Origin of the sequence: Nocardia sp. NPDC057668 (assembly GCF_042799795.1) — a bacterium.
Taxonomy (GTDB): Bacteria; Actinomycetota; Actinomycetes; order Mycobacteriales; family Mycobacteriaceae; genus Nocardia.
In genome coordinates this window covers 511,287-527,435 of record NZ_JBHVIC010000005.1, presented here as the reverse complement: position 1 = coordinate 527,435, position 16,149 = coordinate 511,287, and the positions used below count along the sequence as shown (strand labels likewise).

Here is a 16,149-nt window from a genome sequence, read left to right as displayed (position 1 = left end):
GCCGGCACGGGGTGGACGAGGAGGTCCGGGTGGAATCAGCAGGGGCGCAGGGACAATCGCGGGCAGTGCACTGTCCGGCCGGTCCGGCGAACGGGGCACGCGCATGACACTCGGCTTGATTCGCGCGGTGGGGGAGCGGGCGTACACCGAGGTGGAGTCCGCCCGCCTGATCATGGAGGCGGGTCTGGCCCGGGTCGAGTCCCCGACGGTCCTGCTGGCCGCCGCCACCGCCATGCTGAGGTACGGCACCCTGGCCGCCGGCCTCCGCCTCTCGGCGGCCCGATACGGCAGGCGCACCGCCCTCATCGATGAACTGGGTGAACTGACCTTCGCCGAACTGGAGGACCGTTCCAACCGGCTGGCCAACGCCTGGCGCGAACGCGGCCTGGAACCCCGTGAGGGCGTGGCGATCCTGGCGCGCAACCATCGCGGCCTGCTGGACGCCACGTTCGCGGCCGCCAAGTGCGGCGCCCGAATAATCCTGCTCAACACCGACTTCGCGGGCCCGCAGATCCGCGACGTGGCCACCCGCGAAGGCACCGACCTACTCGTCTACGACGACGAGTACGCACACATGCTCGACGGCGTGACCCCGCGCCGGGGCAGCTACCGCGCCTGGACCGACGACCCCGGCGAAGACAGCCTGGAATGGCTGATCGAGATCGGCTCCTCGGCGGCCCCGCCCGCCCCGGGCGTCGAACCCAAGATCATCCTGCTGACCTCGGGCACGACCGGCACCCCCAAGGGCGCACCCCGACCCGAACCCAAATCCCTTGCGGCCCTGGGCGGTCTGCTATCCCGGGTGCCGTTCCGCGCGAAGGAGGTGACCGAGTGCTGTGCCCCCATGTTCCACACCCTCGGCTTCGCCTCGGCCATGCTGGCCCTGGGTTTCGGCTCCACCCTGGTCATCCGCCGCCGCTTCGACCCGCAGGCGGCGATCGACAGCGCGGCCGCACACGGCGCCACCACCATGATCGTGGTGCCCGTCATGCTCTCCCGCATGGTGGATCTGGGCGGCCGCGCTCTGACCGGCCGGGACCTGTCGGCACTGCGCATCATCTTCGTCGCGGGCTCCCAACTCGGCGCCCAACTGTGCCGCGAGGTCACCGCGGCCTTCGGTCCCGTGATCTACAACCTGTACGGCTCAACGGAAGTCGCGTACGCGACGGTCGCCGATCCCGAGGATCTGGCCGCCGAGCCCGGCTGTGTCGGCCGCCCGGTACTCGGCGCGCGCGTGCGGATCCTCGACGAGAACGGCCGCCGTCTCCCCGCCGGTGCCACCGGCCGGATCTTCGTCGGCAACGTCATCCAGTTCGAGGGCTACACCGGCGGTGGCCACAAGGAGATCGTCCGCGGCCTCATGTCCTCGGGCGACGTGGGCCATTTCGACAGGGAGGGCAGGCTTTTCATCGACGGCCGCGACGACGACATGATCGTCTCCGGCGGCGAGAACGTCTTCCCCGGCGAGGTGGAGGAGTTGCTGCACACCCATCCCGCCGTCCGCGAGGCCGCCGTGATCGGCGTTCCCGACGAGACTTTCGGCGCTCGTCTCAAGGCGTTCGTGGTCGTGCACGAGGGTCATTCGCTCAGCGCGGAGGACACCCGGGAGTTCGTGAAGTCCAATCTGGCCCGCTACAAGGTCCCCCGCGAGGTGGTGTTCCTGGTGGAGCTCCCCCGCAACCCGACCGGCAAGGTGCTCAAACGCAGACTGCTGGAGGTCTGAGGGACCGGAACCCCCGGAAAATACCCCCTGAACACGGGTATTTTACCCCCGGGTTAGGGTGCCCTTATGAGCACTGTGTCGCTGGGTCGCATTCGGAACCGGTTGGCCGCCGCCGCACTCGCCGTCGTGACGGCGGCGGGCGTCGGGGCCGTGACGGCAACACCGTCCGCCGCGGACCCGTCCCCGTCCATCGAGCTGTTCACGGCCGACGGCAAGACGCCGCTGTCCGACACGGTGGTGCATCCCGGCGACAAGATCGTGGTACGCGGCACCGGCTTCGACCCGTCCGCCAACACCGACGGCCTCCCCGTCCCGGTTCCCCCGGGCGTCCCGCACGGCACCTTCGTGACGTTCGGCGGCTTCGCCCCCGACTGGCGTCCCTCCGCCGGCGCGCCCGGAGCTTCCCGGGGCGTCAATCGCTCTGCGGTGCAATGGATCATGGGCGAGTCGGCCCTGAACCAGGTACCCCGCGCCCCCTTCGACCTCCAGCGCACCATCCGCAATCAGTGGGTGCCGCTGGCGTCCGACGGCACGTTCACGGCGGTCATCGACGTGGTCCAGCCGACCAAGGCGCCCGCCGACGCGGTGTTCGGCGTCTACACCTACGCGGCGGCCGAATCGGTGAACCCGTCCCAGGAACTCGCGGTCCCCGTGCGCTACGACCCGGCCCCCGGCCCGAACACCCCCAAGCCCCCCGCCGCCGACCTGACCTGGGCGGTGGCCCCCGGCTTCGCCGACACGGTGACCGGCCCGCTCCAGGGTTCGATGTCCGGTAGGGACGGCGCGGCGGTCCGCGACAAGGCCCTGACCTTCGAGCTGGATGAGGCTGCCATCGACCCGGCGACCGGCCTCGGCGAACTCCGCTACCGCGGCACCGTGATCGCCTCGACCCGCTTCCACCTGGGCGAGATCGCCCTGGCCGATCCGTGGATCGAGTTCACGAGTTCCGGAACCTGGCTCACCGCCGAAACTTCCACCAGCGACACCATCGGCGCTGACGATCTGCGCCGTATTCGGGTGGCTCGGCTCGATGCCCCCGCCACGTCGAACCGCACCGAATGGTCGCAGGTATCTGCCACTTTCGAACCGGTGCTGACGCCCGCTTCGCTTCAGCTCTATGCCGGCGGGGCTACCGCGCCACTTTCTTTCCGGTACTGACGGAAGGGTGTGGCGGAGGCTGTGGATAGATTTGCACCCCTACCCCGCCAACCGAGCCAGCAACGCGGCGAACTCGGCCCGAGACAACTTCCCATCCCCATCCAAATCAGCAGCCCCCAACAACTCTCCGGCACTCTGATCCGACAACCCCGGACAAGTCCGCAACAACGATTCGAGCTCATCCACCTCGATCAACTCGTTCCGATTGACATCGAACTCATCGAAAGCCGCATCCGCGTCATTGATTTCGGGATCCCGCCCGATCCGAGCTGCTTCGAATTCCGCTCGCGATACCAGCCAGTCACCGTCGGTGTCGGCGGCGGCGACGAGCCGCTGCACGGCATCGGGATCGATATCCAGTCCGAGTGCGGTGATGCCCGCGAGGATGTCGTCGGCGGAGATCAGCCCGTCGCCGTCGCGATCCCAGAGATCAAAAGTGTCGGCTGACTGTTCGCTGGCCACGGTAACTCCTCGAGACTGACTCTGCTGACGTGCCTTTCGATCGTATGCTGACCCTGCGCGCAGGGCAGTGTGCGCAGCGGTGCCGCAATTGGAGGACAGGTGTTGGGGGATGGCAAGCTCGGCCACTATCGGCTCGAAGAGCTGCTCGGGCAGGGCGGTATGGGACAGGTCTGGCTGGCCTACGACACTCGCATGGGTCGCGATGTCGCGCTGAAGGTGCTACCGGCCGAGCTCGCCGATGACGCCGACTATCGGCAGCGATTCGAGCGGGAAGCTCGGCTGGCGGCCAAGTTACGCGGTCCGCATGTGGTGCCCATTCACAATTTCGGTGAACTCGACGGCCGGCTGTTCATCGATATGGAACTGGTTGACGGGGTCGATCTGGGACAGGTGCTGCATGATCGAGGGCCGCTGCCGGTCACCATGGCCGTTGATATCGTGCGGCAATTGGCGCAGGCTCTCGACATCGCGCACGATGCGGGACTGGTGCATCGGGATATCAAGCCATCCAATACCCTGCTGCTCCCCAATGGCTTCGTCTACCTCATCGATTTCGGCCTCGCCCGGGGCGCCGGGCAGACCGCGCTGACTTCCACCGGTGCGGCTGTGGGCACCTGGGGATATATGGCGCCGGAGCGATTCTCCGGTGAGGGCGGGATTCCCTCCGATGTGTATTCGCTCGCCTGCGTGCTCTACGAATGCCTCACTGCCCGGCGGCCTTTCGGTGACAGTGCTCCGGCGCAGCAGATGCTCGCGCACATGACTTCACCGCCGCCGCGTGCCAGCGGTCAGAATTCGGCCGTACCGGCCGGCCTGGACGAAGTGATCGTGCGCGGTCTCGCCAAGGATCCCGCGCGGCGGTTCGACACCGCCGGTGAGTTGGCCGCGAGTGCGCTGGCCGCGATTCAGGAGCCCACCGCGCCGCGGGCGGTGTTCGCGCCACCGCGGGATCCGGTACCCACGAGCGCTCAGCCGAGTTCTTCGCCACGGTCCTACGTGGTGCCCGGGGCGTATTCCGCACCGCAGCCCTATCCCGAGCCGCCGCCGCCCGCTGCGCGGCCGTACGGCGCGCCACTTCAGGCTGCGCTGGGCAGGGCGGAAAGTCAGCCTCGCCCAACGGGTTACGCGCCCTCAGCGCCACAGTACGACTACGTGCACCCCTCGGTGCCGCCCGGAGCGGCAGCGCCGCTGCGGTATCCGATGCCCCCGCAACCGGCGACTCATCAGCCGGGGCACTCCGAACAGCCCTGGGGCTATGCACCCATTGCTCCGGGCAGGCCCAAGCCCGTCAATCACCTCGGCCGGATGCTGTGGTGGGTGCTGCTGGGCGTGTGCACGGTGTTCTTCGGATTTCTCTCGATGGTCTGCGTTTTCGGGCTGTTCGTCGGCGACCAGAGCATTGCGACGCGGGTCGCGATCAACGTCTTCTTCCATGTGCCGACGGCGGGATTCGTCTGGCTGGTGCGCCGCGAGGTACGTAAACACCAGGGGCGCTGAACGAGCGGTGGCGTCGATTCGCGCTCGATCACCATGAGTCACAAGCGAATCGGCGCGCTCGCCAGGGGCGAACGCGCCGATTCACCGACCACGACTCAGCAGTTGCGCAGTTCCGGGCTCTGGTTGAGCAGTTGTGCGCGCGTGGAGACGAAGGTGTTGTAGGTGTCACCACCCGCCGAGGTCACCGGGAAGGCCGCTACCCGGTGGCAGTTCTGGAAGGCGAGCTTGATGTTGAAGTGGCGTTCCAGGCCGCCGCGAATGGCGTCCGAGGCCATGGCGCGCAGCAGTTGGCCGCGGGCCGTCTCATCCGGCGGCGGGATGACGTTGTCCGCGTATTCCTCGGTGCCCGAACGCAGATCGGCCGCGACTCGGCTGACTACCTCGTAGGCGTAGGGCAGGGAAATCCGAACACATTCGACGAATTCCTCGTCGCTGACTTCACCGCGTTCGGCACGCTCGAGTAGTGCGGTGGGTACTTCGAGTGACATATCGCTCTCCTCATGGGATGGCGGATGGTGTGACCCGAGTCTAATCGGCAAACGTTGTCAATAACCCTGAATTCGAAGCGAAAGTACCCGCTCCAGAGCACTTTTCGCGTCGCGGGACAGTTGCCGCACCAGCTCGCCCGCCGGTAGCTCGGGTGCGAGTGAATGTGCTTGACCTGCCCAGAGATTCACTTGCTCGGCGTCTCCCGCGGCGCGTGCTGCGGCGCGCAAAGGTCCGGTGGCGTAATGGATTTCCGGATAGGCGGCGGGTGCGTTCGGATGGTCGAGCATGAATTGGTTGCGCAGTCCGCGGGCGCGGCGTCCGGTGAAGGCGCGGGTGAGCATGGTGGGGGTCTGGCTCGTGATGGCCGTGCGCACGAGCGGTGCGGTGCCCGCTTCGGGACAGCGCAGGAAGGCCGTGCCGATCTGTACCGCGCGAGCGCCCGCGGTGAGCGCGGCCGCCATGCCCGCGCCGGTGGCGATGCCGCCGGCGGCGATGATCGGCCGGTCCATTTCGGGCACGAGCAGTTGGATCAGCGCGAGCAGCCCGAGTGCGTCCTCGCTGTCGTCCTCCGGCCGATCATCGAAGCTGCCGCGATGCCCACCCGCTTCGGCGCCCTGGGCGATGACCGCGTCCGCGCCGACCGTGCGGGCGTGCAGTGCTTCGGGCACGGAGGTGACCGTCACCCACACTTCGGTGCCGACGGCGTGCAGTCGCTCGATGTCCGCTACCGATGGGCAGCCGAAGGTGGTGGACACGACCGGCACCGGATCGGCGATGAGCACGTCGAGCTTGGCGGTCCAGTCGTCGCTGTCGTAGCGGGCATCGCCGATCGGGAAGTCACGACTCAGTTCCGTGACATAAGCGGCGAAACGCTCGGGCGGCGAGGGTTCGGAGGGGAAGAAGAGATTCACGCCGAAGGGTGCGGCGGTGACTTTCCGCGTCTGCCGCACGCGGTCCGCGAGGTCCGTAGCGGAGAGATATCCGGCGGCCAGAAAACCCAGTCCGCCGGCGGCCGAAACCGCTGCTGCCAGCTCGGGAGTGGACGGCCCGCCCGCCATCGGGGCCAGAACTATCGGTGTGTCGAGCGTGTCGAGTAGCACCGCACCAGTGTGCCCCGCGGGTAACGGGCAATGCGCGCGTCGCCTCCCTAGCACACGAATAAACGCGATCCAAGGTTGCGGAATGGTCACGGGCGAGTACAGTTTCCATCACAGCGATGCCGAATCGTTACCGGATCCCCGAACGCTAGGACGAGCTTTGCCGCACCACAGAGAGACCGCAGACTCCGTATCCGTTATGGACTTGCTTGGTGATTCTGGTGCGGGGCGCGTTGACGTCGCCGCACGTCGTCGCCGGCATCGGGCCGATCCCACCACCGCCGATCGCGTGAAGGTCGTGGCCAGTGCCGCGGTCGCCGCGGGTGCGCTGCTGGGCACCGCGTCCCAGCTGGTTCCGGCCCTCGCGCACGCCGCGCCGCTGCTCCCCAATCACGAGGAGAAGTCGGTCGCCGAGGATATCGCGCTCGCCGATGCCTCCCAATCTCTCAAGCAGGCCGCTGTTCCCGCTGCCGCGCCCGTCGCCGAGCAGGCTCCGGCTCCGGACGCGAATGCCGCGCCGATCGCCGCCGCGCCCGCGCCCTTCGGCCTGCAGAATCTGCCGCCGGAGATCTCCGGGCCGCTGGCTCAGGCCGAGTCGACGCTCAAGCAGTTGCAGCAGCAGTTCGCCCCCGCCGCGGCCGTGCGCCCGGTCGCCGGCGTCATCTCCTCCGGCTTCGGCGCGCGCTGGGGCGCCATGCACTACGGCGTCGATTTCGCCGATCAGATCGGCGCTCCCATCCATTCGGTCATGGGCGGCACCGTCATCGAGGCCGGACCGGCTTCGGGCTTCGGCCTCTGGGTGCGCGTGCAGCAGGACGACGGCACCATCGCCGTCTACGGCCACGTGAACGACATGCTGGTCAATGCCGGTCAGCGCGTGAATGCCGGTGATGTCATCGCCACCGTCGGCAATCGCGGCAATTCCACCGGCCCGCATCTGCACCTGGAGATCTGGGATGCCGCGGGCGGCAAGATGGATCCGCTGCCGTGGCTGGCCAGCAAGGGCGTCATCATGCAGCAGCAGTGGGGCCCGGGCCAGTAGAGCGTGCACCCGCCCCTGCGAACGGGCGCTTCCCGGACCGGCGATCGCCGGTGGGCGCGGTGACAACGCTGGATGACCTTTTCGACCCGGCTTCGCTGCACGGTCGCGCGTACGCCGCGCTCGTCCAGCATCCCCGGTCGACCGCGCTCGAAGTCGCCGAGCGACTGGACTGCCCGCCGCAGGTGGCCGAAGCCGCGCTGGACGCGCTGTGCCGGCTCGAAGCCGCGGTTCGCCTCACCGAGAGCGATGGCACCGTGCGCTGGGACGCGCACGCTCCGGAAGCCTTGTCCGAGGCCGAGACTCGCCGCCGCAATTCCGACATGCTGCGCATGCAGTCCGCTGCCGCGCGCCTGGGCGAGACCTTCCGCTCGGTGCGCCGCACGACCGATGCCGATGGCGCGGTGGTCGCGGTCTACGAACGCCGCCAGCTGCTGGCCGATTTCGAGGATCTGCAGCACACCGCGCATCACTGCGTGAAAGTCGTGGAGCGCGGTCCGTTCCTGTCCGATGTGGATACCGAGGAGCGGTTGTTCGAACTCAAGTCCGCGCGCATCACCGCGGGCATCGACTACCGCACGCTGTACCAGGAGACGATCTACCAGGACGCCGAGCGACTGCGGCACGTACTGGCCACCAATGCCGTCGGCGCGCAGGCACGAACGCTGCCCGATCCACCGATGAAGATCATCCTCGCCGATGATCGCCGCGCGGTGCTGGTGCTGCACACCGATGAGCGCCGCGGTGATCCCATGGGCGTGCGGGTCGGCCCGTCGCCGACGCTGGATCTGCTGGTCAAGACCTTCGACGCGCTGTGGTCCATGGCCACTCCGGTCTCGGTGAATCCCGCGGAGTCGCTCGACGAACGCGATCGGGCCATTCTCACCCTCATGAGCATGGGCGCCACCGACGACACCATCGCCCGCCGCCTGGGTCTGTCCCGGCGTACCGTGGTGCGCCGGACCGCGAGCCTGCTGGAGCGCCTCGGCGCCAGCACTCGTTTCCAGGCGGGGGTGCAGGCCACGCGCCGGGGGTGGTTGTAGCAGGCTGTGGCGCAGATCACATGGCTGCAACGCCCTGACCTGGCCACCGATAGTCACTGAGCTCGAGCCGTTATCGCGGCTCCGCGCGCCCGATATGATTGCTCGGTCCGCCGGCCCAGGGGTTGACCGGGGTCCCGTGTGGGTTGACCGAAGGTTTTCGGCGCGCGGATCAAGCTAGACCCGAGAGGTGAATGCACTCGAATGGATACTGCCCGCCGTACTGCTCGCGGTAATCGTCGGCGTCGGTCCGGCAGCCCCCTTTTCGGGCAGCTTCTCACCGCCGCGGTCGAGTCCGCGGCCGACACCGTCGCCATCTCCTTCAATCCGACGGGCGCGCCCGAGGATCAGCGGGAGGTCACCTACCGCGAATTGGACGAGCAGTCCTCGCGGATAGCGCGCGAACTCATCGCGCGCGGGGTCGGGCCGGGCGACGTGGTCGCCATGGCGATCACCCGGTCGGTGGAATCGGTGCTCGCCATGTGGAGCATCGCCAAGACCGGCGCGGCGTATCTGCCGGTGGATCCGTCCTATCCGGTCGATCGCATCGAGCACATTCTCACCGACTCCCGGACCGACTTCGGCCTGACGCTGCGTGCGCACCGGGGCGGGCTGGACGACGCCTCGACCTGGCTCGAACTCGACGATCCGGAGCTGGCAGCGGCCATCGCCGCGCAGCCCGCGCATCCGGTCTCCTACGCCGATCGGGTGCGCCCGCTCGCCGAACAGCATCTGGCCTGGATCATCTACACCTCCGGTTCCACCGGTAAGCCCAAGGGCGTGGCGACCACGCACGCGGGCGTGGCGCACCTGGCCACCGCCATGCGCGAGCGCCGCCGGGTGACCGGCGAATCGCGGGTCTCGCAGCTGACCACCCCCAGCTTCGACTTCTCCCTGGTCGAAATGCTGATGGCCTTCACCGCCGGGGCGACGCTGGTCGTGGTGCCGCCGAACGTCTTCGGCGGGCCGGAGCTGGCCGAGGTGCTGCGCCGCGAGCGCGTGACCCACATGTGCATCACCCCCGCGGTGCTCGAATCCATCGATCACACCGGGCTGGACGATCTCGCGGCCATCATGTGCGGTGGTGAGCGGGTCAGCACCAATCTGGTGGATCGCTGGTCCTCTCCGACGCGCTCCTTCTATATCGAGTACGGCCCGACCGAGGTCACCGCGATCTCCGTCGGCACCGAGGTCCTCACCCCCGGCGATCCCGAGCACATCGGCACCGCGATCCCCGGCATCGGCGCGTACGTGCTGGACGCGCGGCTGCGGCCGGTGCCCGCGGGCGTGGTCGGCGAGCTGTATCTCTCGGGTCCCGGTCTGGCACAGGGCTATCTGTATCGCCCGAGCCTGACCGCCGAGCGCTACGTGGCCAGCCCGTTCGGCGACGCCGAGAACGGTGAGGCCGGATCGCGCCTGTACCGCACCGGCGATCTCGTGAAGCGCCTGGACAGCGGCAATTTCGAGTATCACGGCCGCTCGGACTTCCAGGTGAAGATTCGCGGTCTGCGCATCGAGCTCGGCGAGATCGACGCGGTGCTGGCCTCGCATCCCGATATCGACTACGCGGCCACCCTCGGCGTCACCCTGCCGACCGGCGCGGCCGCGCTGGTGTCCTACGTGCTGCCGCGCCCGGGCGCGGTCGTCGACACCGCGGCGCTGGCCGCCTTCGCGGGAGAGTCGTTGCCCGCGTACATGGTTCCGGCGGCCCTCATGGTGCTGGACGAGATTCCGCTGAATCCGGTGGGCAAGCTCGATCGCGCGCGCCTGCCCGAGCCGGAGTTCAACGCGCGCGCCTTCCGCGCGCCCGCCACCGCCGCCGAACAGGCGATCGCCGAGGTGTTCTCGGCCCTGCTGACTCCGCCCGAGGCCGATGACCCGGTGCGGGTCGGCGCGGACGACGACTTCTTCGAACTCGGCGGCAACTCGCTGCTGGCCACCCAGGCCACCGCGCGCATCGGCAACGCGCTCGGCGTGCGGGTGCCGGTGCACGTGCTGTTCGAGGCGTCCTCGGTCGCGGCGCTGGCTTCGCGCCTGGAGGGGGAGAGCGTCGCGGCCACCGGTCCCGCGCTGGGCACCCTGGCCCGCCCGGAGCGGGTGCCGCTCTCGTTCGCCCAGCAGCGCATGTGGTTCCTCAATCGCTTCGATCCCGCCAGCGCGGTGAACAACATCCCGCTCGCGGTGCGCCTGACCGGCGCCATCGACATCGACGCGTTGCGCGCCGCGGCACGGGATCTGGTGCAGCGGCACGAGGTGCTGCGCACCATCTACCCGGAGGTCGACGGCGAAGGCTTCCAGCAGGTGCTGGCGCTGAACGATCCCCGCGCGGTGCCCGCGCTCGACGTGCTCGACATCGACCTCGCCGATATCCGCGCCCGCGTGGGCGAGGTGGTCGCCGGCGGTTTCGACGTGACCACCGCGCCGCCGATTCGCCTGCGCGTGCTGCGCGTCGGCGCGCAGGAGCACGTGCTGGTGTGCGTGGTGCACCACATCGCCGCCGACGGTTTCTCCATGGGACCGCTGACCCGGGATCTGGTGACCGCCTACGCCGAACGCGCGCGCGGGGTGGCCCCGTCCTGGGCGCCGCTGTCCGTGCAGTACGCGGATTACGCGGTGTGGCAACGGGAAACGCTCGGCCGCGAGGACGACGAGACCTCGGTGCTGGCCCGGCAGATCGCGTTCTGGCGCGAGGCGCTGGCGGATCTGCCCGACGAACTGGTGCTGCCCGCGGATCGCCCGCGGCCGCCGGTCGCCTCGTATCGCGGTGGGACCTACCGGTTCACGCTCGCCGATGATGTGTACGCCGCCGCGCGCCGGCTGGCCGAGAGCCGCAATTCGACGCTCTTCATGGTCGTGCACGCGGCGCTCACGGTGTTGCTGGCGCGGCTGTCCGGCACGGCCGACATCGCCGTGGGTACGCCCGTGGCGGGTCGCGGCGAGGCCGAATTGGACGATCTGATCGGCATGTTCGTCAACACCCTGGTGCTGCGCACCGAGGTCGACGGCGCGCGGTCGTTCGACGAACTGCTGGCGCAGGTGCGCGAGCACGACGTGCGCGCCTTCGGGCATGCCGACGTGCCCTTCGAGCGCCTGGTGGAACTGCTCGATCCGGCGCGCTCCCAGGCGCGCAATCCGCTGTTCCAGGTCATGCTCGCCTTCCAGAATCTGGCCCCCACGCGGCTGGAACTGCCGGGCCTGAGCGTGTCCGGCGCCGATCTCGAGGTGCCGTTCGCCAAGTTCGACCTGCAGCTCACCGTGCAGGAGGAGATGGACGAGCGCGGCGACGCCACCGGTCTGGCCGCCGAGTTCTCCTACGCGCTGGATCTTTTCGACGAATCGACGATCGCGGGCTTCGCGAACCGGTTCGCGCGGATTCTGGCCGCGGTGAGCGCGGACCCGAACGCGGCGGTCGGCGACATCGACCTGTTCGGCGTCGGCGAGCGGGCGCGCGTGCTGCACGACTGGAACGCCACCGCGGTCGATATGCCCGCCGCGACACTGGTTTCGCAGTTCGACGCGCAGGTCGCGGCCACCCCCGACGCGGTGGCCCTGGTCTTCGAGGACGAGGCGCTCACCTACCGGGAACTGGCCGAGCGGTCCGCCCGCCTGGCCCGCGAACTGGTGCGCACCGCCGGAGCCGGTCCGGAATCGCTGGTGGCCCTGGCCATTCGGCGCTCCACCGAACTCGTCGTGGCGATGTACGCGGTGCTGCGGACCGGTGCGGCGTACGTGCCGCTGGATCCGGACCAGCCGCTGGATCGCATCGCGCACATTCTCGACACCGCGCAACCCCGGCTGGTATTGAGCACCGCGCGTGACGAATTCACCGCCGCCGGCGCGGCGCTGGTGGAGGACCTCGAGCGCGCCGCGCTCGGACACAGCGGCGCACCGCTCACCGATGCCGAGCGCACCGGCCCACTGCGGCCGGAGAATTCGGCGTACGTCATCTTCACCTCGGGGTCGACCGGCCGCCCCAAGGGCGTCGCGGTCTCGCACGCGGCCATCGTGAATCGCCTGGTGTGGATGCAGTCCGAATACGGGCTCACCGCCGACGACGCGGTGCTGCAGAAGACCCCGGCGACCTTCGACGTGTCGGTCTGGGAGTTCTTCTGGCCCCTGCAGGTCGGTGCGCGCCTGGTGGTCGCCACCCCGGACGGGCACCGGGATCCGGCCTACCTGACCCGCGTCATCGCCGAAGCCGGCATCACCACGGCGCATTTCGTGCCGTCGATGCTCGCGGTGTTCGTGGCCGGGCTGGACGCGGCGACCCCCGATCTGCGCCTGCGGCACGTCTTCGCCTCGGGTGAGGCGCTGCCCGCGCCGACGGCACAGCGACTGCGGGAGCTGACCGGCGCCCGCCTGCACAATCTCTACGGACCCACCGAGGCCGCGGTCGACGTCACCTATCACGAGGTCACCGCCGCCGACACGGTGTCGGTGCCGATCGGCCGCCCGGTCTTCAATACCCGCGTATACGTGCTGGATTCGCGCCTGGTGCCGGTTCCGGTCGGCGTCGCGGGCGAGCTCTACCTGGCCGGTGCGCAGTTGGCGCGCGGCTATGTGCGGCGCCCGGATCTGACCGCGGATCGATTCCTGGCCGATCCCTTCGTCGACGGCGAACGGATGTACCGCACCGGCGATCTGGTGAAGTGGTCCGCCTCCGGGGAGCTGGAATACCTGGGCCGCACCGACTTCCAGGTGAAGCTGCGCGGTCTGCGCATCGAACTCGGCGAGATCGAGGCGGCGCTGCTGGCCCAGCCGGGCATCGCGCAGTCGGTGGTCGTGGTGCGCGCCGACGCGCACGCCGGGGATCGCCTGGTCGGATACGTGGTTCCCGAACCCGGCGCGGTGATCGACACCGCCGCACTGGAATCCGCGCTGACCGCCACGCTGCCGGGCTACATGGTGCCCGCCGCCACCGTGGTGCTGGACGCCTTCCCGCTGAACGCCTCGGGCAAGCTGGATCGAAAGGCCCTGCCCGCGCCGGTGTTCGAGGCCAAGGCCTTCCGTGCGCCCGGGACCCCGATCGAGGAGATCGTGGCGCAGGTGTTCGCCGATCTGCTGGGCGCCCAGCGCGTCGGCGCCGACGACGATTTCTTCGAACTCGGCGGCAACTCCCTGGTCGCGACGCGGGCGGTGGCCCGGGTCAACGAGGCCCTGCACGCCGACGTCGCGGTGCGCGAGCTGTTCGAGACCTCCACCGTGGCCGGACTGGCCGCGCGCATCGTGCCCGGCGCGGGCGCCGGGGCGCGGCCGCCGCTGACCGCCGGGCAGCGCCCGCAGCGGCTGCCGCTCTCGCTCGCGCAGCAGCGCATGTGGGTGCTCAACCAGTTCGATCCCGAGTCCCCGGCCTACAACATCCCGATGGCCATCCGCCTGACCGGCGCGCTCGATGTGGCCGCGCTGCGGCAGGCCGCGGAGGACGTGCTGCTGCGGCACGAGGTGCTGCGCACCCGCTACCCCGAATCCGCGCCCGGCGCGCCGGCGTACCAGGAGATCCTCTCGGTCGCCGATGTGCTGCCGCGCGGGCTCGAGACCGAGCGCATGGCCGACGTCCCGGCGCGACTGGTGGAACTGGCCTCGGCCGGATTCGATGTCGCGGCACAGGTTCCGGTGCGGGTGCGCCTGCTCACCGGCACCGATCCCGAGGATCACCTGCTGGTGCTGGTCGCGCACCACATCGCCGCCGACGGCTCGTCGATGGCCCCGCTGGCGCGCGACCTGATGACCGCGTACCTGGCCCGCACCGCGGGTGCGACGCCGGGCTGGACGCCGCTGACCGTGCAGTACGGTGATTTCGCGGTCTGGCAGCGCACGGTCATCGGCGCCGACGACGACGAGACCTCGCGCGCGGCACAGCAGTTGGCGTTCTGGCGGGATCGCCTGGCCGGTCTCCCCGACACCCCGGTGCTGCCGCTGGACCGCCCCCGCCCGGCGGTGTCGAGCATGCGCGGCGCGCTGGTGGACACCACGGTCCCCGCCGCGGTGCACGCGGAACTGAATCGAATCGCGCGCCGCCACAACGCTTCGCTGTTCATGGTGGTGCACGCGGCGCTGGCCGTGGTGCTGGCGCGACTCTCCGGCGGGAACGACATCGCCGTGGGCACCGCGGTCGCCGGGCGCGGGGAACGCGCGCTGGACGACCTGGTCGGCATGTTCGTGAACACCCTGACCCTGCGCACGGTGGTCGATCCCACCGCGCCCTTCGACGCCCTCGTCGAGCAGGCGCGCGAGGCCGACCTGTCGGCCTTCGCCAATGCCGACGTGCCGTTCGAACGGGTCGCCGAGGTGGCCGCCGCCGGTCGCGGCGCCGCGAATCCGCTGCTGCAGGTGGTGCTTTCGCTGCTCAACACCGAGCAGCCGGTGGTGGAACTGCCCGGTCTGACGGTCTCGGCCCTGGACTCCGGCCTCACCGTGGCCAAGTTCGATCTGCAGATCGGCGTCGAACCCCGCCCCGCGGTGGACGGTGATTTCGGCGATCTCGGCATCGTGTTCTCGTACGCCACCGACCTTTTCGACGAGGAGACGGTGCGGTCGTTCGGGCGCAGGCTCGAACGCGTGCTGGCGGCCGTGGCGGCCGACCCGCAGATTCCGGTCGGCGACATCGACCTGCTCGATGAGCGGGAGCGTGATCGTGGCGTGGCGGCGGTCGAGTCGGCCGAGCCCGCGGTCGGACTCACCCGGGGCGCGGCTCTGAGTCAGGTCCTGGTCACCGCGGCCGACGACGATCCCGAGGGTCCCGCACTGGTCTGGGGCGAGGACGCGGTCAGCTACGAGGAGCTGGCGGCGCGGTCCGCGCGGCTGGCTCGTGTGCTGATCGCGCACGGGAGTGGGCCGGGGACCGGGGTGGCGGTGCGCCTGGATCGCGGTGTGGAGCTGGCGGTGGCGACCTGGGCGGTGCTGCAGGCGGGCGCCGCGCTGGTGCCGGCCGCCGCCGCGACCGCGCCCGGTCTCGACGTCAAAGTGGGCCTGACGCTCGGGGTGGCGCCCGCCGCGGCGGACGGCATCGCATGGCTGGCACTGGACGATCCGGCGGTCGTGGCCGAGATGGCCGCCGAGTCGGCGCGGCCGGTGACCTACGCGAGCCGCACCCGTGCGCTGCGCGGTGAGGATGCCGCGTACGTGGCGGGGTCGGGCCTGAGCTACGACGGGCTGGCCGCCGCGGTGCATCGGGTGCGCACGGGCAGCGAACTGACCTTCGAGTCCCGCACCTATCAGTTCGGGCCGTCCGAATCGGCGCTGGCGCTGATCGAACTGGTGAGCGCGGGCGCGGTGGGCGCCTCGGTCGTGCTGGCCGAGCCGGACGAGGTGTCCGAGGAATGGATCACGCACCTGTTCGCGGCCGGCCACCTGCTCCCCGAGCTGGGCGATCCGGCGGCGTTAGCGGACTTACAGGCGCTGGTGCTCGACACCACACCCGTCACACCGGCATGGGCGCAGGTCGAGACCGTGCTCGAGCTGCCCGGACTGCCCGTCGGCGGCACGAAGTGAGGTGAGCTCGAACCGCCGGGTTTGCGAGCACGCGCCTGCTGGGGTGAAGTAACCGCTGTGAAGTAACCGCTCGACGTAACACGGCCTCGGCACGCTCGATGGTTCTCGTGGCGTGTCGGCACAGCACAATGGACAGGATGAGGAAAATCTTCA

At 69.7% G+C, this 16,149-nt stretch carries 9 protein-coding genes; 6 read left to right on the top strand and 3 right to left on the bottom strand.

Going from position 1 to position 16,149, the window contains the following annotated elements; translation table 11 throughout:
- Positions 1–103: 103 nt before the first annotated feature.
- On the top strand, positions 104–1,723 hold the full coding sequence (locus ACFVBH_RS29730; protein WP_379006602.1) for an acyl-CoA synthetase: 1,620 nt from the start codon (positions 104–106) through the stop codon (positions 1,721–1,723).
- A 66-nt stretch (positions 1,724–1,789) separates the two neighbouring features.
- Positions 1,790–2,881, top strand: a complete 1,092-nt coding sequence (locus ACFVBH_RS29725; protein WP_379006600.1) for an HtaA domain-containing protein — start codon at positions 1,790–1,792, stop codon at positions 2,879–2,881.
- Positions 2,882–2,920: 39 nt separating this feature from the next.
- Here ACFVBH_RS29725 and ACFVBH_RS29720 read toward each other — a convergent pair whose 3' ends face one another.
- Positions 2,921–3,343, bottom strand: coding sequence for an EF-hand domain-containing protein (locus ACFVBH_RS29720; protein ID WP_354984530.1), 423 nt, complete (start codon positions 3,341–3,343; stop codon positions 2,921–2,923).
- Positions 3,344–3,442: 99 nt separating this feature from the next.
- Here ACFVBH_RS29720 and ACFVBH_RS29715 point away from each other — a divergent pair, with 99 nt between their 5' ends.
- On the top strand, positions 3,443–4,840 hold the full coding sequence (locus ACFVBH_RS29715) for a protein kinase (protein WP_379006597.1): 1,398 nt from the start codon (positions 3,443–3,445) through the stop codon (positions 4,838–4,840).
- Positions 4,841–4,935: 95 nt separating this feature from the next.
- Here the strand turns inward: ACFVBH_RS29715 and ACFVBH_RS29710 are convergent, their stop codons facing one another.
- Together ACFVBH_RS29710 and ACFVBH_RS29705 are read right to left on the bottom strand one after the other, a co-directional pair.
- Entirely contained in the window at positions 4,936–5,328 is a 393-nt protein-coding gene (locus ACFVBH_RS29710) for an SCO5389 family protein (RefSeq protein WP_354984532.1), read from the bottom strand.
- A gap of 57 nt (positions 5,329–5,385) precedes the next feature.
- Positions 5,386–6,429: a nitronate monooxygenase gene (locus tag ACFVBH_RS29705; protein ID WP_379006595.1), complete on the bottom strand. Its 1,044-nt coding sequence runs from the start codon at positions 6,427–6,429 to the stop codon at positions 5,386–5,388.
- Positions 6,430–6,625: 196 nt separating this feature from the next.
- On the opposite strand from ACFVBH_RS29705, the gene ACFVBH_RS29700 reads away from it, so the two are divergent.
- The 3 genes from ACFVBH_RS29700 (at position 6,626) to ACFVBH_RS29690 (ending at position 15,996) form a co-directional block, all read left to right on the top strand.
- A complete protein-coding gene (locus ACFVBH_RS29700; protein WP_354984534.1) occupies positions 6,626–7,468 on the top strand; it encodes a M23 family metallopeptidase in 843 nt (280 codons plus the stop codon).
- A gap of 59 nt (positions 7,469–7,527) precedes the next feature.
- Positions 7,528–8,508 carry a helix-turn-helix transcriptional regulator gene (locus ACFVBH_RS29695; protein ID WP_354984535.1) on the top strand — a complete coding sequence of 327 codons (981 nt, stop codon included), beginning with the start codon at positions 7,528–7,530 and terminating at the stop codon, positions 8,506–8,508.
- Positions 8,509–8,709: 201 nt separating this feature from the next.
- On the top strand, positions 8,710–15,996 hold the full coding sequence (locus ACFVBH_RS29690; protein ID WP_379006592.1) for an amino acid adenylation domain-containing protein: 7,287 nt from the start codon (positions 8,710–8,712) through the stop codon (positions 15,994–15,996).
- Positions 15,997–16,149 lie beyond the last annotated feature (153 nt).